The following is an 18,374-nucleotide window of genomic DNA, read 5'->3' on the forward strand; positions in this document are numbered from 1 at the left end:
ATCACGCAAGCGCTCTGAACAAAAGAGTCCAGCTGTCTGAAAAATAGAACACAGCAAGCTTAACTGGGGTAGAGATTACCGTTGGTGATAACATCGTCATCCCCACCCCACTCAATATCACAGCAATTAAGAAGTCGATACTCACGAAGATCAAATACAACTTCAACCCAAGTTCAAACCCTTGATACAGATCTAATACTAAACTGCCCAGAAAATACTTAAACGTATCCGTGGTTTCATCAAAGTTCAGCGGAATATCAATCATGGAAAGTAACTGATTTGTCTTTATTTTAGATCGTTCCAACAGCTCAGGAAAAAACTCAAACATATGACTTGCTAAATAGTACATCGTTATATTTTGCGGTTTTTCTTCTTCCAAGCTTTGATCATAAAACACGTCAAACATCTGTTCATTTTCTGATTGCTCAGAAAAATAAGGTTTTATGCGCTCTATACCGGGTTTTATATCGGGCCACACACTATTTAGCGCCATGAGTGCCGCCAATAAATTCACCACAATCGCCGGTGGGATTTGCTGTGTTCCAACCGCGTTTTTGATAATATTTAACACTATATTGTATTTAACAAAACCAGAAAAACAGATGAAAAACACCGTTGACAACAATACCAATACCAATAAAAGTAATAAGTTGGCACCTGAATAGGCATTGTCAGGGCTAAGTAGCTGAAGCATATTTCACCGTCATTAAATACATCAAAAAACAGGCATGATGCCTCTTATAAAATTAGATATTTCTTGCTGCTGCAATAATCGAATCTTTTAGTGACTTCAAGGTTGTTGTCCCTGTCTGTGCTGCAATACTCTGATCTGACATCAATTTTTGCAGTTCCAAAGAATCCGATGCAGAAAGATCCAGTGCTCCCGTAGTGGCATCAGTATGAGCCGTAATGAACGTCTCGATTGCACCATCAGCTTCTGCAATAAAATCTTGAAAAGTACTGCCGACTTCACCTGTAGTCAGTGCATCATCAGCAACAATAGCTCTAATAGCCGCCATTTTTTTGTTTTCCTTTAAGTAATAAAAAGATGAAGTAGATGTAAGAAATGCTCACAGCCCACATCAATTTGCGATGGCCAACACTAACAATGATTCACCGACGCATAAAATGAAGAATGTTGATTATTTGCGAGGTATAAAAATTCAACATTTTTCACAACCCTATTTTATCCGTAAGGTTAATAGCTTACGCTAAACAATGAAGGATCTAATTGATTGATAAATAAAGGAGTATTGTTTTTATCCATCTCTGGGCTTGATGGTGTAAATACTATCTCCCCGAGAGACTCTGTCATCATTATCTGACTTTTTTGTTTAACTTTAATCATGGGGAGAATACCCGCTGGGTGTCGGCTCATTGAAGAAATGCGCTGAAACGCGATTTCGGTCAATTGAAACTGGTTACGATCCGCTTTGCTGCTACGAGAAAGCTGTTGATCGAACTTAGCCAATAGTTTGTGTGCAGCTTTGGTGCTCTTACTTCGAGTAAGTTGCTCAACAAGTTCCTTTGTCAGTACATCTAACAGGTTTCGTTCTAAGCGATATTTTGCCGTCGCTTGCACAAAAGACTCTCGCCCTGCGTTGAGTAATTGGCTTTGACTTTGGCTCGATGCTTTAATTTCTTGCAGAAATTTACGTCCTGTAGCTGATGTTTCACCACCAATTATCTGACTAAGAGAACGCGAATATTTAGGTCTGATATGAATATGACGACGAATATTATCAGCCCAACGACAACGCCAATGAATTCGTTGATCATAACTCACTTTCAAGTGTTCTATTTTATCGGCAGCAATCTCTTTGTTGACTTCGTGGTAACCCATTTTTTCTGCTATAGCCAATTTGGTCAATATACTTACCCCCCTAGCTTGTAGCTGTTTTTCTCCTGTACCGTTCGTGTTCAACCAATGATAAAGTTGGTTCAACTGAATATGATTTTGGTGGTCAGTTTGAATGGGTTGTAACAAATCGAGATCATTACTGCTGACGTCGTTCTGAGTCATCCAATCGTTTTGTATCACGTTACTACTTTGGAGCACGACCGCAGGCGTATCATCAATTGGTCCATTAATGCCATGCATTGAGGCTAAAGGCAGTTCATGGCTGCCTAACTGGTTAAAACGTGTAACATAACCATGCTGAGCCAAACTAGGGGTGGTGGTTGCAAACGTTTTTTCATCGATTGCGGTGGGGAAAGCATAGGGGGGAGCAAGTGGAAACACCATCGCTGTCACTCCAGAGCCCGCGGAGACATTTAAACTCGCAACGTAGTCAGTTTGGACATGTAAACTGCTCTCATTTCCTATTTTAGTGATGCGCTTATTCTCTCTGGCCACCGAAACATCGGCCCCAAATTTGATATAAGACCGTGGTGCCACCATAAACATATTGGGTGACACATTTATCCCCCTTTGCAGCCGAACTTCAGAGTTTTCGGCCAACGTCACCTTAAGTGTTTTTGTCTGCTCACTCGTATATTGGGGATGACTTATCGTATCTTGATACTCTTGCAGAACTTTATCCCCATCTTCGAGTTTGAAGAGGTAGCCTAGCGTTTTTGATAAGTCGGCATTTTTTACATTAAACGCGAAATTTTGTTCATGTTCTTTCTTCGCAGTTAAAGCTAAGGTTGCTTCAAAAGGCAACACAGTCACCACAGATCCATACTGATCCTTCACCAGGTTGGCAATGTCTTCCATGCCCGCCCCCGTACCAAGCATCGCTGTTGCCATTTTATCTTTTTTTCGAACGAACTGAATTTGCGTTTTTTCATCACCAAGCGCCACTAACTTACAATCATAGTGCTTTTCATAATAAGCCATTACACCTGCAAAATAGCCCCCGGCAAAAGGTAAACCAAAATGGGCAATTCCAGCAAAGCCGCTCAGCCCCTGCTGTGCGCTTAACGTTAACGCATCTCCCTTGGGCAAGGCATGCATACGCTGAACGATTTGATCCAAGATCTGGTGAGCGGGTGTTTGATTGCCTGTAACATGCGTCCATACTTTCCCCAAACCATTCTGCTGGTTGTTTAGTGACTCAGCCATACGAGAATGTATTTTATTAGCACACCGCCATGCCTTCATCGAAGGACAACCCGTTTGGATAGCACTATTCAACTCGTCACTTCTCTCGTTCAACAATTTATGTTTTAGGGTATCCATCGGATTTGTTTGGATTTTAATAGATTCAGAAGCCCCCTGACAGGCGAGATAAAGCCGAGTATTGATCAGCGTTCGTTCAATATATGAGAGATAAAGGTCAATCTCTTTATATTTAAACGAAGAATGGGTCGAATCTGTCAATGTTGTTAACTGATTCTGCATTGACCGTAGGATTGAGTGGATAGGCTCGATTGATAAGTTCTGAGCATCGGAGTGTAAAAGCAAATCCGAGAGCTGTTTGTTTAATATTGATATATTTTCTTTTAAGGCAGAATCCATTAAGCGTTTACCACTCACGCTGGTAATCACTACTTGATCGAGCACTTTTTCACTCGATTTCAATGAGTCAAGAATGAGTTTCTCTGCTGTTAGCTCTTCTATTTTATCGCTATCTCTAGTGTTATTTCCAACGCAAGAAATACTGAGTGCAACACGAAGCCGTGAATCTAATCGTGATCTATCCTTATCAAATTCATCCGTTAAAAAACACTTATTCCATTCATGTCTTAAATACGACTTCAAACTCAGCTGCTTAGCCAAACGCTGTTCAGCCATTACAATTTCAGCGGGCAGATGGCGATGATTCCATCTCTGTTTTCCCCATAACGCCATGGTATGTAACCCAGGATCAATCGATTTAGCATAAGACTTAGCTGCATCGACTTTTCTACCTCGTTGCCACTTTTCGTTGCCGCGTGAGACTCGATGCTTAATTCCATCAATCCAGCCAGACAGTGGCACAAATTGATTGCCAATATGCTTCACTTTGTTGCCAACAAAAGGGTTAGCATTGACAAAATGACTACTGTTGTTGGCCGCGAAATGCGCAAAAGCAATTGGTGGCGTATCAGAAACCGCCGATTGCCATTTTTCAGGTAATGCATTTGTTTCTGTTCGGAATTCCAAATGTTGCGTATCGAGATAAATAATTCGTTGTCTACCTGTATTTTCGCCAATGGTTGCAATAGTGACTTGTAACCATTTCCCGCAAGGCTTGATGTGCTGAATATATTCTTGGTCTGACAAGGGTGGAGCCAATTGCGCCTTACCACTAGCGACACTTAATCTGCGATTGTTTAAGGAATCAATTTTTACATCTGCTTCCTGTTCACCTTTCAGCATGAGCGTTACGGGTGGCGTGTTATCACTTCCCAATGTCACTTCAGTATTCGCCGATGTATGAACATCAACAACTAATTGACCCTGACTCGTCAATTTAGGCATAAGTTTAATGTGGCTACAGTGCGTATTACCCGTCGTTATATCCGTATAAACGGCTTGAAGATTTTGCTTTTTGTCAATCCAAAGTTGAGTAATTCGCTTATTAGGGATTTCAATGGGTGCGAATAAATAATCAGCTTTACGATGATGGAATGGCCGACGATGCCACATCTCACGTAATAAACCACGGTTTTTCCCCGTGATTAGAATGAGTTTACCATCTTGAATTGAAGCCATCATTTTAAGACCATGAGGTTGATCAACACTGGTAAGGTCTACAAAGTGCTGAGCACTAATAGTATCTGGACGAATAGGATTAAACATTAATCCATTTTCGTTTTCGTTTATGTCTTGATGAATAGAATTGATCTGCGTAGCCGGTACATTCGTAACCATAGGGATTACCACTCTTCTTCGTAGAATAAGAAATACAATCTATGCCTGCACAATTACTTATTAATAGCCATATAACATATTTTTTAAAAAAAAGAGAACAACAATGGCTATCAACACTTATAACTAAAAAAACAAAAATGGTGCTCACTCAAAACAAGCAGCAAAATACCTTTAACCTTACTACTTGCTTTAAGATAAAACTTAAAATATTCAACCCATTCACGACCAGAGGACCATAAACCCGATCGTACAAAGTGAAGCGATTAGCGCTGCAAAAAAGACAACAAAAAAAACCAAATGACCTCTAACAAATAAATCAATAAATGAATCATTATATTCCATCTGCATTGTCGAAGAATCCGATCTATTTACAGCACTCAAGGTAGGTCGTGCCGCTAATTTCCGTTCACTACTCGTCACACGTTTTATTTCTATTGCTGGAGGAATATCAACCCATAATAAATCTGAAAATGGAACCTCCGTAATTAACATATACCCTTCTTTAGGAACCGTCTTAATTTCACATGTCACTCCGTCAAACAATGACAAATGTTTACGCAAATTTGACACGGCTTTAGTCAATGAGGTTTCACTGACTAATACTTTCCCCCACACTTGTTCATGAATTTCTTCTTTAAGAACAACTGTATTACTTTGTTCACATAGCAATTTTAAAATAGCACCATCTCGGCTACCGAGACTAACAATTTGTTCATCTGCTAGAATTTCACATTTCAGGGCATCAAAAATAACTTCTTTTCCCAACGTATAATTTCTTTCCATAGGTCTACCCTCTTCTATTTTTTCGAAATTAAAGTCCTTAAATCCACCAAAAACCGATAAATTGCACCCCCGTGAACCTGTGAATTACGTGTTATTTTGCAAAAAAAAAATTAATGCATTAATAATAACAGGATACGGAACACGGAATAAAAAGAAAGGTAGTGAACGGCACCAACTTTCTTTTTAAAAATTAACTTTCTATTGCATTTACTTGCTCAATGGACACACAGTATTGGTCATCGACCTTGACCAGAGTCCCCACTGCGATCAATTCATTACCACTTTTCAACATCACTTGCGATTGAACGAAATCTGAAAATGATTTTATCTGTCCCTTTTGTAATTGATGGAGTTCGCTTAACGTCATCGTGCAATGGCCGATCACAACGTCAATGGCAATTTTCATTATTTTTACCCCTTCGCCATAGCAACAATAGCTCTGCGTATATCACGAATTTCTTCTTGCGCAGAAGAGATGTCCGTCATAATATTTTTAAACAGTTGTTGCTCGGTATCTAGATCAACTTGAATCGTGTCACAGAATGCAGTCATGGTCGCATTCATTGCTTGTAGATCGTTATAACTCACTCGATAAGTTTTTGAGTCTGCTAAATTCTTGCCAGTAATCGCAGCAATGCCTCTTGAATCATTCAAATCGTTTGCGATAATTGCCTGTATTTGGTCTAGATAACTAGAAGAAGCAGCATCTCCTAACGGTGTTTTATCATTATTTGTCGGGTTAACATTCGGTAAGTTATCTTGCATTATCAAACCCCATAAGCGGTTGATTTCTGCGATAGCATTTGCTTTCTTTTCAATTTCTTTAGCCGCTTGATCCGCTCTCAATGTTTGATCACTCGTGTATTTCGACAAAATATCATCAATTAACGATAATGGATCTTTAGTACCGGATGAAAATAAGCTTCGAATCTGATTGCTCTGATGGCCAGTTGTGGCTCGTTTGACCACTTCGCTATCTAACAGTCGTCTTGTGGCACTATCTAAGGATGCTCTATCGTCAGTATCCAAAAAAGTAGACATAACGGGGCTGATGGTTGTCATACAATACTCCTACTAAGGTTGAATTAAATATATTCGGGTCTTTAAACCCTCTTTGAACACTATTTTATTGGGACTAATACTTTCTATTACTCCCAGCAATGGAACCTCGCTACCTTCCCAATAACGGTCAAGTGCATCATAAAGGTAACGACCTGCGGTTGTTGAATAAAAGACGGAATAAGGAAAAGCTTGATCGTCAATAATTTCCTCTTCACCTTCACGAGATTTCACACGGCTTATTACCTGATTCAATCCCGCTTCTTTTAAAAGCCGAGTCGCACTGGTTCGGTTGGACACAAACCAATCATCGCCTTGTTTCTTGAACTCAAGACCATATTGTCCAAATAACGCCATAACCTGATGATCTATTTCATTAGTTTCAACGCGTATTTGATCTCGTCCTTCACGTTGAACTAATTTCCCAACCAAAGGTTGACCTGAGTATGCTGATACTAATTCAAGAGTCAGTTGAGAGGCCTGTAGATAATTATCTGAACTCACAATATTGATATTCTCAAGCCAGCTATTGGGTAAACCTACTAGCGATTGTTCTTCAAAAACATAAAATTTTCCGTCTTTGAGGTAACCCGATCCCAACTGTTGCAAATAACCAACGATTGACGCTTGCTGTTGCATTTGAAATAACAAGAATACAAGCGCCGTCATTATAATATTGAGCAACAGGCTAGACACAATTAAAGGACGATACTCTCTGAAACGATAACGCTTTAAACAAGGCTTACGCGCTCCTTCCTTATATAGAAAAAAACTCAATCCCTTAAAACGATATACCCGATTGGCGATCAACCGCTTCACTTTATGACTTTTATTGAACCCTTTAATTATTGGAACCGACCCCTTGAGCTCAATCAACAATGTCATATCCGCTGGCAAACTTTCAGGGGCAATTAACGCGTCAGGGTGCTGGCTCTCTTTATTCCCTGTTATTTCAAGTGATGAATCAAGCGGCAGTGTTACTCCTTGTAAATGGCCCCCAACAAACTCAATCAGCCACATGTTGTTTTATCTCTATACTCAACCGTTCTGCAAACGTGACACTCTCACTCAAATAACGTACAAGCTCTTGCGGGTATTCGGTCATCGGCCGATGACGGATGAAATGAAAACCACCTTGGCGAAGCTGTGCCAAATAGCCATCAAGACTAAGATGAAATTCACCGTTCAGACGCAGTGCCAACTCAGGCTGTGTTGCCAATTCCGGCATTTCCACCAAAATCAGCAACTGATTAGCTAAACCTACGCGCTGGCCATCTTCAATTCGACACAAGCGCTTTCCATAGTGGCAAGCTAAAGCGTCACCGAGCTCTACTTTCATCGCCGTACCTTGAGTGAACTGAATAAACTCACTGACTAATAAAGAGAATTTTCTATTTTTCATTGTTTTTTAGCTTAACCTCAATCATAAAACGGCGTTGAGCAACTCGCTCTTGCGCTGTTGGAAGGGCGTTTTCAACACTTGCCCGAATATCAATAGGGATATTTCTCATCCCCTCTTCAATTAAAAACTCGCGCACCACTCTCGAGCGTTGATCGGACAATTGTCGATTCTTGGCATATGAGCCCGATGAATCAGCAACGCCATACACTAAAAGGCTCTCCACCGGGAGAGTTTGTAGTTCCCTGAGCATCGCAAGCAAAGTGTGACGGCCTTGCACAGTTAATTGGTATTGATTGACAACAAATAAGTTTTCAAATTTCAGTAACCAATGTGCACCATCAAGTTCTGTAACCACAATGCCATAAGAACGCTGCCACGCAGACACATCAAAAGCTCGGCTCTTTTCGGGCGCGATCAAATTACTAAATGCTGAATAATCTCCGTCACAGTTCTTTACTTCTATCAACCCATAAGTATTAAGGTTAGCGATGTAAAAACGGTTGGGGCTTTGAGGCTGGGCAATTTCAATGCACCCGCGCTGGTGGGGAGAGCCTTCATCATATTCGGGTGCACGACGTACCCAAAAACGCAGGTTATCGGCATCAGCGACATGAGAGTAAACTAGGTTATACACATCCGGTTCCCAGTCATAATCCAGCGCTAGGTTGTCATCACGTATTTGATTGCTACAAGCTGTGAGAGCAAGCAAGCCTGCCAAAATAAAACTCACCTTATGATTTTTTTGCATTCTGATGCCTTTTAAGTGCGGAAAGAATAATAGCGACGTCGCGGTAAAACTCCTTCGGAATAAAATCCTCACCATTTTTCATCTTGCGATAAAACGCACGAGCCAACGGTTTATTTTCAATAATCGGCACATTCATCTCTTGCAACCGCTTACGCTCCTCTTGAGCTAATGAATCAGTACAAATCTGCAATACAACAGGGGCACGATCTATATTTCGGTCATAACAGATTGGGACCAAAATGTGCGTAGGGTTTGCCAAAGCAAAGGTTGGACGACGCCCTTTCACCATTGGTGCGTCCATGACCTCGCGCATTTTACGTTTCCGTTCAGACTTGATTTCTGGCGACCCCTCGGTTTCTTTCATTTCATTTTTCATTTCCGTAAAGGTCATTCGGTTTTTCTTATGAAAGTGATAACGCTCCACTAAAAAATCGACGCAGCCTACACACACACCGTAAACGACATAGAGCATTGAAACAAAAGCAATATAAAACATTAGCTTATATAGGAAATCACTACTGTTATTGGTCTCTTTAAGCATGTTTAATTCACCGCCAGTAATATCGAAAACATACTTGAGCAGAAAGAGCAGAAACAATAGCTCTAGCACCTTTCGTAAGGCGCGCGAAAGCGCTTCTATACCAAAAATGTTTTTGAAACCGGTCACTGGATGGATCTTTTCAATTTTGAATCCAAGCGACTCGGTACTGATCACCGTGCTATTAATCAGTACCCAGTTAATCACGGCCATGACCAGCTTTATCATGAATATGCTGCCGATACATAAACTCAGAACCGACACCACCAGATGAAAACCAACTTGAGTGTCAGCGTAGAGGATCACTTCAAACCATTCATCGTTATGCTCAAACATAAGAAAAAGCATCCCACTGAATATCAGAGCGAAAGCAACCAGTTCCAACGTTGGTTCTGCAAGTTCTGTTTTGGGAAACTGTCCTTTTTTTTTCAAATCACGCAGTTTCTTTTCCGTGGGCGGATATTTTTTGGGTTCTGTCGATTCCATGTGGGATTCTCTTAAACCGCAACTTGCAAAGCTTCAGATGAAGCAACACAAGCGGAATCGGCAATGTCACCATGACTGCAGACGGGCATGGTTGAAACAATTTGTTGGAAGAAAGCCTTCACTGCCGTTATCTCATTATCGTTCACCACAAGGATCGGCTTATTACCATTTAACGTAGTTAAGCGAAGAACTTCAGCACGAAGCTCTTGTTGCACTTCAAGCAATCGGTCTACATCTTCCATTTCACCCATCACAAATGATTCGATCAATTCCGTGAGTGGTTGCTCTAAAAGTGCAACGTGGATCTGATTTTCTTTATTGAGTAAACGCGAAGTGATTTCATATTTAGCTTGACTGCGAATACGAGTCAGCCAGTTTTTGGGCTCGTTCTCCATTCGTGACCAATAGATCAAGGCCTCAAAAAAACTGATACGATCAAGATAAAACTCTGGGGCTCGGATCATCTCTTTCAATACATCATGGACGCGATTTAACCCAATAGCCGCGTCAACTTCACTCTTCATGACTTCACTTTCATTAGACAGATCAGCAATGATGTTGCTGGTGTACTGTAAGTTGTATTTTTCAACTAAACGCTTACGCAAAAAATAGTCTGCTATCTGCGCGATATTCACCAGCACATCATGGTTACGCACAAAGACATCGTCATTCATGATCTCCACCAAATCGTCCGCATCAGATTGTGTAAAACCAAACATACGAATGTCGGAAACAAACACTTCAATATCAAACTGTTGTGCTTCATCAACGATGATAGCCGGAATCCCTACGTGTTGACCCCAAATCGAGCTCTCGATTAACTCCAGCCGACGTTGGATGACCATTTGCGACTGGCTATCACGCAAAACGAATTTGAGAGATTCGAATACACCACTGCCTTTCGGATCGAAAGTAATCGATGCCGCAGGCGCATCATGCTTACCACGCAAAACAAAGGAGAGAATTGCACACAATAACGCCAAAGGAAGACAGACATGCAATAAATCCAAATTGAATACGCCGAGTAATAAGATAACGACACCGATGATCAACAAGCTTTTCCAAAATGAACGAATTTGCGTCATCAATTGGCCGATAAAAGGACGAGATTCCTCTTCAGAACCTTTGATCCTCGTTAAATAAACCCCACACGCTAAGGACAATAGCAAACTTGGAATTTGAGACACCAGACCATCACCAATGGTGAGTACAGAGAAGCGGCTGACACTTTCCGATAATGAGAGATCAAATTGGTTGATACCAACGTAAATCCCACCAAAAAGGTTGACTAAACTGATCAAAATTCCAGCTATCGAGTCACCTTTTACAAATTTCATCGCCCCATCTAGAGAACCAAACAGCTTATTTTCCGTACTTAAATCGGCACGCAGTTTTTGTGCCTGTTCGCCACTAATCAAGCCACTTTTTAGGTCGCCATCGATGGTCATTTGTCGACCAGGTAATGCATCCAGTGAAAAGCGCGCACCGACTTCGGCAACTCGCTCTCCCCCTTTCGTGACGACTAAAAATTGAACAATGGTGATAATGACGAAAATCAACAACCCTGAAATAAGGTTGCCACCCATAACAAATTCACCAACAGTTTCAATAACATGGCCAACGTCTTCGTTAGCAATAATGTTTCGAGTTGTCGCAATTGAAAGCAATAAACGGAAAGTCGTTAATAGCAACACGACCGTGGGTAAAAAAGTCACTCTTAAAGGCTGATCGTTTTCTAACATGATGACCAACAGCAATATAGAGCTAATAAAGCTGAGTAAAATAAGGGAATCAATCACTACGCCTGGCAAGGTGACCAAAATGATGGTGGGCAGCAACAGCGTAATGATCACACTACTCGGGTTGAACAGTATTGGATAACGTTTAAGAAGCGGGATCATATCAGCCCCAAACCAGTGTGTAGCTCGTTAACCAACTCAGCAGTATTAATGCTAATGATGCTATCTTGGTTTTCAATGGTCAGTGTAACACCATGATTATCACGAACCTGCTCAACCTTCAGTAACTTCATCTCATCCTCAACTTCACCATGCAGCACTTCAATTAGATGGCAAATTAAGTTATCGCTTTGACTTAGTTTTGTTAGACGTGATTGGATGGCCGAAATAATTGAATGCTTTATTTCATCTTTCAACAGTGCCAAACTTTCTTCTTGTTCTGCCAACAAATGTTCCAAACGTTCTTCTGCCGTCTCTAACCAATGCTTTTGTTGGACAAACCAACCATCAATGACCGATTGAGAAGCTTCATTGATGTGAGAGTTTAAAGACTGTTCCTTGTCTTGGATCATTTGTACAACTTGCTGCTCCACAATCGCTTGGTATTCGGACACTCGTTCTTCCATTGCCATCAGCAAAGCACGCGCTTCGTGGTAAATACGCAACTCTGCTTTTTTAATAACATTAGAATCTCGATTACGTTTCAAGCTGATTTGCGGAATGCGTTTTTCTGCAGGTTCAATTTCAATATACAATGTGCACCTCACTTCATTATTGAGCGTAATGTAATTAGACTCTCGCTTAACCACAAAAGAAAAAAAAAGACCAAATCTGAACAAGCCTGATTTGGTCTAAAAATAAGAATGAGATTTCTTGATATCTTTAATTTGATGCCCGAATTAAATTCCGCTCACTGACTGACTGGCCTGCCACAACCAACCCTCCACTATGGAAAACGCTTTGTCGTGTAGCTTCATTATTATTTTTTATATTTTTTTTTAACTGTTGAAAATGCGCCATTTTCAATTCATCAAGTGGTTTCAAATTGTTACGAATTCCCTGAGTATAGTTTTGGCCTAGGCCACTGACTGCACCACCCGTGAGCAAAACTTTATCATTACCTGAAGATTGTTTTGGTTTAACCCAGCGAGATTGGCCGTTTTCGGTGATCTCTTTAGTCCACTGGTTTGAAGAAGTCTCCACCGTTAACTCCTTAGTTGCTAGCGGCTTGGAATATTGTCGCTCTAGCTTCATCACCTTCTCGGAGCTCTCTCGCATAACCTCCAACTTTTCTGTTATGTTTTGCGGCGTAATCGGCAAAGTGTCAAATGGTTGAGGATTACGTTTCTTTAACTCCATATCAAGCCGTTCGAACGCACTTCCTGAAGAAGTTGGCACACCATCAGCTCTATCGAATCCCTGCTGTTGAACTGTTTTAGCATTTACTGAGTCAATGGATTTTAACTCCCAACTTCCTTGTTGCTGTAGCTGCCAGCTATGAGTGCCATTTTTACCTATCGATGGTTTTTCTTCATTAGCCACTAGGCGCGCACTATTCTGTGAATGGGTTATTTGCGCATCCAACATTTGATCAAAACCATCCGCTCGATGGTGTTGAGGCGTTTTAGGGTGTTGAACTTCCTTAGTATCAGTTTGATCGTTCTCTTTACCTGTAGTGACAACCGTCGACGATGGCCTATTTAAAAGATGAGAATGCTTAGTCAATATACCACTTGTCATCGATTCAGGAGCGTGTACAAAGGCATTTACACCATCATCAAACCTAACATGTAATGCGGTATCACCATCAAAACTATCAAAAAATTCCTCAACAGCAGCCGCGACTGACGCTGGTTTATCCGCAGTTGCCTGCTGACGATTTAGCGTGCTCACCCCGACTACTTTTTTTACTCCCGAAGTTGAAAAACCTTGTGAACTATTGTTGGTTTGAGAAGCGGTAGATGACGTTTTCTGCTCGGTGGTCGATTTATGATTTTTATCATCTTCACGGAAAAAATAAACATTACCTTCCGTAGTGGTTGGAGAAGTAATGGTAGTTGGAGCAAAAATATTAGTCGGAGCAAAAATAAAGTTATTACTACCAATGGTTGCATTCGGTTGACCAACATGTTCCCTTCCCTGTTCGGTGTCTGACTCATCGGGCCTACGTCCTTCTTCAGATGGTACCGAGTTAGGATTTGGCCTGTGCCTAGGGGGGGTATTTTCAGGCTGTGGTTCTGGCTCTGTTTTTGGATGCTTAGCTTTATCCCCGGTAAAATATTCTGAGCCACCATACATGGCTCCACACATAGCATTAATGTAAGCGGCGGCAAAAACTAGCCCTATCGGGCCTGCCAGAATACCCAAGGTAATACCACCAACCGCACAAGCGCTTATATGAGCTTTCGCTTTGGGTTGATTAGCGTATCGATTCGATTTTTTGTGAGTCTTCTTTTTATTCGCTTGTGCTTCTGAGTCAGTGGTAGAACTTGTCGATCCTTCTGCTGGAGGATCTTCTGCATCGATTACTGAGGCGGTAGGTAAAGCACTATCTGGAGTCTGTGGAGGCTGATTTGACGCTAAGTGTGGCTCTTGACTCCCAAGCGCAGACGGCTCTGGGCTCGCCGAAGAAACGGGAGAATCTGTTGCAGAGTGCAGAGATTGGGCTGGTGATACTGAACTGATATGACTAATTGGATGCGGCATACTAAAACCTCATTGTCTCTAATAATTGAATAGTGATGCGGCGAAGGTCATCGTCTCTTATGCTGTGATCTTCACAAGCTAAGGTCAGATAACCATCCACCCGGATCAAAAAACCATTTGATGCTGGCTCAAAACACAGTAAGCCATTAATAACCTGCTGCGTATTCTGTACATGAACCAACTGAAAAAAAGGCACGATAGGAAGAAGTAAGTAGTTTGTATACTGTTCAAATACAACCTCTTCATTCTGTTCTATGTGCAGTAAAAACTGCTCTATTTCGTTGAGTGTCACTGGCATTTATTTCGAAAACACCCAGACTAAATCTTCATCAGACAACTCAAGGATCTCCTGAGTATCAAGATAGGTCTCAAAGGGTGACCAATTCACCGTCAAACGCAGATCCTCCGACAGCTGGATAGGTTGTAATTCAAGCCCATCATCATCAATATCCAACGATGCAATATCCAAATAAAGCGTGGCCTGCAAATCATCGCAGGTTAGGACGCATTCAAATAATGGAGCAATCCCCGACTCATGCGGATAAGACTGGTAACCTTGATAATGCACACCTTTCGACGCTACGGTTTGCGTCATTAAGTAGGCGAGATAATCGTTGTCTAAATACTTCACTTCAACGCCAATCAAGCGTTCCGCTTCTGAGGCACGAACATAACCTTTCGCTTCGATTCCGATGTGCATAACACGAATCTCCAGCAAATCTTCGGCAAAATCAGGCGCAAAATGGGGGGCAATAAAATCAAGCGTTATCGATTGATTATCAAATTGATGCCCTGCAACGTTGTTGATTTGTCTGCAAAGTTCTGATGTCAATTGATAACGGGCTTCTACCGTTACTGTTGTCTGTTGTTTCATACTCGTCACCGATTTCGTGAAAGGAGCGCAAGTACATCGCGGCTCATTAAATAATCTTTTTCGTCGATCCAATCCCGGATACCTTGTGGTATTTCGCACACCATCTCATACAACAACTGATAACTCTCTTTTGAGGTCATCGTTTTAAAATCCGGGCTCTGAACAAGACGCAGAATAAAAGTAATGTTGTGGAACTGACTTTCTAGAATTCCTTCGACAATAATGGCCTTAACGGTTCCTTCTGAATAATTTCTTAGTCGTTCAAACCAAGAAACCACAGCTTTCTTATCGAGATAGATCTCGGCATCCGATAAGCGATTCCAACTCAAACGTTGAGATTTACTTTTCAAAATCTCGTAGGGATCCAGTGACTTATTTTCTAATTGACAATGGGTCATGCGAGTTTGCTTATTTTTCATCATCATGTTCTTTTTTACGCGCTAATTTCGGACCGCTACGTTCTCGTGTATCGTATTTCCTGCACAATGCCAGCAACGAAAGTAGGCCTTCAAGATAATGTTCATAAGCCACTAACTGTTGCAACGTTCCACTGTCTGCTTCCATCTCCTCAGCCATAACTCCCAAAGAATTGAGGTATTGTTTTATCTTGTTACGAAGAGCTGCAGGATAAAGGTGTTCTGAATGTTGAGCGGCTTGCAAAATAAAGTGCTGCGCATCATTGAGTGATTTGATATCAGTGATGGTATCGGCAAAACCTTGCCAATCTCTTAATGCTTTTAATTGATAACTGTTCAACATCCTAGCAAACTGGCGTTGATGTTGAGGCGTCATCAACTTACGCCGAATGCGAAACAACCGTGGATGTTTCTTCGTTCGTTTTTCCGCTTGCTTTACATCTCTTACTCGCTTGGGCTGATTATCTTCACGAGTTTGCTTTGTCGGAGAAACATCTGAGACCCGTTCAGTCTTCGCTAAAATAGAAATTGACACACTACGCATAGATAAAATAGAGCGAGCCGAAGCTCGCTCCTACTCCGGTTATCGGTTGTGTACCAAGCTTGCTTTGGCTACTGAATCCAAGATCTCATTCAGTTTCACCGCTTCTTGGGTTAAATCTTGAATATACTGGTCAAGTTGTGCGTCAAATTTCTCTTTCAACTCTTTGCTCGCTTGAGTTTCCTCTTGCTTGCGAACTTGATCGGCATGTTGCATTTCATTGACATTACCTACCATACTGCTGGCCATTTCACTCATTTGTGAAACAGAACGGTATTTGGCAGTACGGCCTTCTTGCAGATTAGCGGTAAACTTATTCACCGAGCGTGAATCCAATGAACTCACTGAGGTATTTTTACCTTTCGTTAAATCCGTAACATGCTTATCTTTCAATGTTTTGCTCTGACCCATGCGTACTGTTGCCGCCGTAGACATGGCCATCGTCGCAACGGAAGCGGCAAGTGTAATACCGAATTTCCGCTGTGCGTCGCTGCATTTATCGCCCGAAAGCTTAACCGCTAAATCACTCGTCGCCACCGCTTCAGTAATGCGATTTTGCATCATTTGGGCACGTAAACGTTGAGATGATTCAATGATTTGAGCAAGCAAAGCCAGAAGGTCACTCATTGAAACTGAGCCTGTTTCAACTTTGTCCAGTTTCTCACTGTAACTATTCCACTGCTTTTCATTAACCACTACTGCGTTTCGAGCGTGTGATTTTTCAGCAAATGTAATATCCGAAGGTTGGGTATTAAATACAATAGAACTCATTTAGTTATCTCCAGATTACATATGGGTCGAAATCATTTTATCGTTAAATTCACGGAAATCGCTGTTGGTTTTAGACAGTGATTCAAAGGCGTGAGTGACGGCACGCATCGCTTGAGAAAGCATCATTAAGATCTGTTGGATTTGAGTCTCCAATGCTTCCTGTTTTGCTTGTGCAATCTCCATATCTTTTCTGATATCGGCAGATTTGATGCCATAACCCATACTCACGACAGACGTAACATTTGAGCTCACCTCAACAGCCTGATTTACACGAGTAGTACGCAGAGCGACTTTCTCGCTGTTCGTCATCCAATCTTTGAGTGCATCTGCGACATCATCCAGCATTTGCTTGGCTTTAGTCACCAATTGACTTGGGCGCATCGCTTTGAGTGAATTGAGCAAATCAGACATTTTATCGACCATTTGCGACATTTTATTCATCAAGTTTGAAGGACTTAAACTCTTCAGACTGGCGAGTAAGTCATCAATAGACGCCGATACTTTATCGACAGCTTTGCTTAAGCTGGTTAGCTGTTCTTTCAGTGCTGAACCTGCTGACTTAATACTATCAACCGCACTGTCCAATGCTTTAAGCAAGGTGGCTTTCATCTGTTTAATCGCATTTAATGCATGCTCAACAACCTGAGCAACCTTATCAGCCGCTTTAGATAGCGCCTCTTTAGTCGCCGTCAGTGCGGTTGTTTTAAAAGCTTTAAGCGCATCAATCGCTGTATCTAACAACTTAGTCGCTTTCGAAGCGCTACTAGCCGCAGACTTACCGAGCATTGCCGCTAATTTAGCTGGGTTTAAATTCACCAACATACTGCGTAGAGCAACAACAGTGCGCTCAACCATCGTCGCCGCTTTTATCGCCGTATCCGCAGCCATTTTGGCCACATTCTTAACCAATTGCGCTGGGTTAAAGCTGACCAACATACCAACGATGCCAATGCCGATTTCAAGCCCCATTTTGACTTTATCTCGAACATTCTGCGGAACACCTGCCGATTTCATGATTTCATCGGCAATTTTAGGAATGACAATCGACGCAACCATAGTAACGATCATAATGGCCGCCATCACAGGGTTAAACGGTGCAATCAAAATCGCAGCAATGAAACCCAAAGCCATCGTGAATTTGCTCCAAAAACTCTGTTTCGCTTGCGCTTTTTTCTGGTCTTCAATCTGCTTTTCACGATCTTTAAGCTGCTTAATTTGCGACTCTTTTTGCACATCAATCAGTGATTTTTTCGCCGCAGAGTTCTCTTTACCAGTCCCTGAGGTCGCATTGGCCACTTCTTTCATTGCATCTTCAATCAAACGCCATAACGCGTTAAGTGAAACTGCACTACCAGGAAGTGGTTGATTTGGCGTCATATCACTTACTGCTGCACGTTGCGCAGGTTGACGTTGAACATCTTGGCTTTCATCTTCTACCGCGCTGACATAGACCGGCGCTGAGATGGTATTCATGAATGTACTCATGAGTTTTCCCTTCATGTTATTAGCC

General features: G+C 41.7%; 19 protein-coding genes. All 19 read right to left on the bottom strand.

The window, feature by feature from the left end:
* Position 1: 1 nt before the first annotated feature.
* Positions 2-694 carry a flagellar type III secretion system pore protein FliP gene (locus DD616_RS01410; RefSeq protein ID WP_017042612.1) on the bottom strand — a complete coding sequence of 231 codons (693 nt, stop codon included), beginning with the start codon at positions 692-694 and terminating at the stop codon, positions 2-4.
* Between the two features lie 52 nt (positions 695-746).
* Complete coding sequence (locus DD616_RS01415; protein WP_017047164.1) at positions 747-1,019, bottom strand: hypothetical protein; 273 nt, start codon at positions 1,017-1,019, stop codon at positions 747-749.
* A gap of 179 nt (positions 1,020-1,198) precedes the next feature.
* Complete coding sequence (locus DD616_RS01420) at positions 1,199-4,729, bottom strand: hypothetical protein (protein WP_231140451.1); 3,531 nt, start codon at positions 4,727-4,729, stop codon at positions 1,199-1,201.
* A gap of 291 nt (positions 4,730-5,020) precedes the next feature.
* A complete protein-coding gene (locus DD616_RS01425) occupies positions 5,021-5,584 on the bottom strand; it encodes a winged helix-turn-helix domain-containing protein (protein ID WP_019280814.1) in 564 nt (187 codons plus the stop codon).
* A 190-nt stretch (positions 5,585-5,774) separates the two neighbouring features.
* Positions 5,775-5,990: a FliM/FliN family flagellar motor C-terminal domain-containing protein gene (locus DD616_RS01430; protein WP_019280815.1), complete on the bottom strand. Its 216-nt coding sequence runs from the start codon at positions 5,988-5,990 to the stop codon at positions 5,775-5,777.
* Positions 5,991-5,995: 5 nt separating this feature from the next.
* Complete coding sequence (locus DD616_RS01435) at positions 5,996-6,646, bottom strand: hypothetical protein (protein WP_019280816.1); 651 nt, start codon at positions 6,644-6,646, stop codon at positions 5,996-5,998.
* A 12-nt stretch (positions 6,647-6,658) separates the two neighbouring features.
* Positions 6,659-7,663 (bottom strand): hypothetical protein, encoded by a 1,005-nt coding sequence (locus DD616_RS01440; RefSeq protein WP_094163745.1) that lies wholly within the window; start codon positions 7,661-7,663, stop codon positions 6,659-6,661.
* Positions 7,650-8,045 (bottom strand): hypothetical protein, encoded by a 396-nt coding sequence (locus DD616_RS01445; protein ID WP_019280818.1) that lies wholly within the window; start codon positions 8,043-8,045, stop codon positions 7,650-7,652. The genes DD616_RS01440 and DD616_RS01445 overlap by 14 nt, the downstream gene beginning before the upstream one ends.
* Positions 8,035-8,793, bottom strand: coding sequence for an OmpA family protein (locus DD616_RS01450; RefSeq protein ID WP_208871592.1), 759 nt, complete (start codon positions 8,791-8,793; stop codon positions 8,035-8,037). The genes DD616_RS01445 and DD616_RS01450 overlap by 11 nt, the downstream gene beginning before the upstream one ends.
* The gene (locus DD616_RS01455) at positions 8,777-9,817 is read right to left on the bottom strand and encodes an EscU/YscU/HrcU family type III secretion system export apparatus switch protein (protein ID WP_017047171.1); all 1,041 of its coding nucleotides are present in this window, start codon (positions 9,815-9,817) and stop codon (positions 8,777-8,779) included. Before DD616_RS01455 ends, DD616_RS01450 begins: the two co-directional genes overlap by 17 nt.
* An 11-nt stretch (positions 9,818-9,828) precedes the next feature.
* Positions 9,829-11,718: an FHIPEP family type III secretion protein gene (locus DD616_RS01460; RefSeq protein ID WP_208871593.1), complete on the bottom strand. Its 1,890-nt coding sequence runs from the start codon at positions 11,716-11,718 to the stop codon at positions 9,829-9,831.
* A complete protein-coding gene (locus DD616_RS01465) occupies positions 11,715-12,311 on the bottom strand; it encodes a hypothetical protein (RefSeq protein ID WP_019280821.1) in 597 nt (198 codons plus the stop codon). The genes DD616_RS01460 and DD616_RS01465 overlap by 4 nt, the downstream gene beginning before the upstream one ends.
* Before the next feature lie 127 nt (positions 12,312-12,438).
* Positions 12,439-14,262 carry a hypothetical protein gene (locus DD616_RS01470; protein WP_208871594.1) on the bottom strand — a complete coding sequence of 608 codons (1,824 nt, stop codon included), beginning with the start codon at positions 14,260-14,262 and terminating at the stop codon, positions 12,439-12,441.
* Position 14,263: 1 nt separating this feature from the next.
* The gene (locus DD616_RS01475; protein ID WP_017044449.1) at positions 14,264-14,560 is read right to left on the bottom strand and encodes a hypothetical protein; all 297 of its coding nucleotides are present in this window, start codon (positions 14,558-14,560) and stop codon (positions 14,264-14,266) included.
* Positions 14,561-15,136, bottom strand: coding sequence for a hypothetical protein (locus DD616_RS01480; protein WP_094129941.1), 576 nt, complete (start codon positions 15,134-15,136; stop codon positions 14,561-14,563). It abuts the gene before it with no gap.
* Between the two features lie 5 nt (positions 15,137-15,141).
* Positions 15,142-15,555, bottom strand: a complete 414-nt coding sequence (locus DD616_RS01485) for a hypothetical protein (protein WP_017044447.1) — start codon at positions 15,553-15,555, stop codon at positions 15,142-15,144.
* Positions 15,545-16,096 carry a hypothetical protein gene (locus DD616_RS01490; protein WP_019281260.1) on the bottom strand — a complete coding sequence of 184 codons (552 nt, stop codon included), beginning with the start codon at positions 16,094-16,096 and terminating at the stop codon, positions 15,545-15,547. Before DD616_RS01490 ends, DD616_RS01485 begins: the two co-directional genes overlap by 11 nt.
* A 39-nt stretch (positions 16,097-16,135) precedes the next feature.
* A complete protein-coding gene (locus tag DD616_RS01495) occupies positions 16,136-16,864 on the bottom strand; it encodes a hypothetical protein (protein WP_019281259.1) in 729 nt (242 codons plus the stop codon).
* Between the two features lie 15 nt (positions 16,865-16,879).
* The gene (locus DD616_RS01500; protein WP_269146491.1) at positions 16,880-18,349 is read right to left on the bottom strand and encodes an ATP-binding protein; all 1,470 of its coding nucleotides are present in this window, start codon (positions 18,347-18,349) and stop codon (positions 16,880-16,882) included.
* Between the last annotated feature and the right edge of the window lie 25 nt (positions 18,350-18,374).

The sequence above is a fragment of the Vibrio anguillarum genome (assembly GCF_003390515.1).
In the GTDB taxonomy this organism is placed as follows: Bacteria; Pseudomonadota; Gammaproteobacteria; order Enterobacterales; family Vibrionaceae; genus Vibrio; species Vibrio anguillarum.

Excerpts from the sequence above, each read along its gene's own strand:
- DD616_RS01420 (WP_231140451.1), bottom strand. The coding sequence starts at position 4,729 with ATGTTTAATCCTATTCGTCCAGATACTATTAGTGCTCAGCACTTTGTA.
- DD616_RS01415 (WP_017047164.1), bottom strand. The coding sequence starts at position 1,019 with ATGGCGGCTATTAGAGCTATTGTTGCTGATGATGCACTGACTACAGGT.
- DD616_RS01455 (WP_017047171.1), bottom strand. The coding sequence starts at position 9,817 with ATGGAATCGACAGAACCCAAAAAATATCCGCCCACGGAAAAGAAACTG.
- DD616_RS01440 (WP_094163745.1), bottom strand. The coding sequence starts at position 7,663 with ATGTGGCTGATTGAGTTTGTTGGGGGCCATTTACAAGGAGTAACACTG.
- DD616_RS01450 (WP_208871592.1), bottom strand. The coding sequence starts at position 8,793 with ATGCAAAAAAATCATAAGGTGAGTTTTATTTTGGCAGGCTTGCTTGCT.
- DD616_RS01500 (WP_269146491.1), bottom strand. The coding sequence starts at position 18,349 with ATGAGTACATTCATGAATACCATCTCAGCGCCGGTCTATGTCAGCGCG.
- DD616_RS01470 (WP_208871594.1), bottom strand. The coding sequence starts at position 14,262 with ATGCCGCATCCAATTAGTCATATCAGTTCAGTATCACCAGCCCAATCT.
- DD616_RS01410 (WP_017042612.1), bottom strand. The coding sequence starts at position 694 with ATGCTTCAGCTACTTAGCCCTGACAATGCCTATTCAGGTGCCAACTTA.
- DD616_RS01435 (WP_019280816.1), bottom strand. The coding sequence starts at position 6,646 with ATGACAACCATCAGCCCCGTTATGTCTACTTTTTTGGATACTGACGAT.
- DD616_RS01460 (WP_208871593.1), bottom strand. The coding sequence starts at position 11,718 with ATGATCCCGCTTCTTAAACGTTATCCAATACTGTTCAACCCGAGTAGT.
- DD616_RS01445 (WP_019280818.1), bottom strand. The coding sequence starts at position 8,045 with ATGAAAAATAGAAAATTCTCTTTATTAGTCAGTGAGTTTATTCAGTTC.
- DD616_RS01475 (WP_017044449.1), bottom strand. The coding sequence starts at position 14,560 with ATGCCAGTGACACTCAACGAAATAGAGCAGTTTTTACTGCACATAGAA.
- DD616_RS01495 (WP_019281259.1), bottom strand. The coding sequence starts at position 16,864 with ATGAGTTCTATTGTATTTAATACCCAACCTTCGGATATTACATTTGCT.
- DD616_RS01485 (WP_017044447.1), bottom strand. The coding sequence starts at position 15,555 with ATGAAAAATAAGCAAACTCGCATGACCCATTGTCAATTAGAAAATAAG.
- DD616_RS01425 (WP_019280814.1), bottom strand. The coding sequence starts at position 5,584 with ATGGAAAGAAATTATACGTTGGGAAAAGAAGTTATTTTTGATGCCCTG.
- DD616_RS01430 (WP_019280815.1), bottom strand. The coding sequence starts at position 5,990 with ATGAAAATTGCCATTGACGTTGTGATCGGCCATTGCACGATGACGTTA.
- DD616_RS01480 (WP_094129941.1), bottom strand. The coding sequence starts at position 15,136 with ATGAAACAACAGACAACAGTAACGGTAGAAGCCCGTTATCAATTGACA.
- DD616_RS01490 (WP_019281260.1), bottom strand. The coding sequence starts at position 16,096 with ATGCGTAGTGTGTCAATTTCTATTTTAGCGAAGACTGAACGGGTCTCA.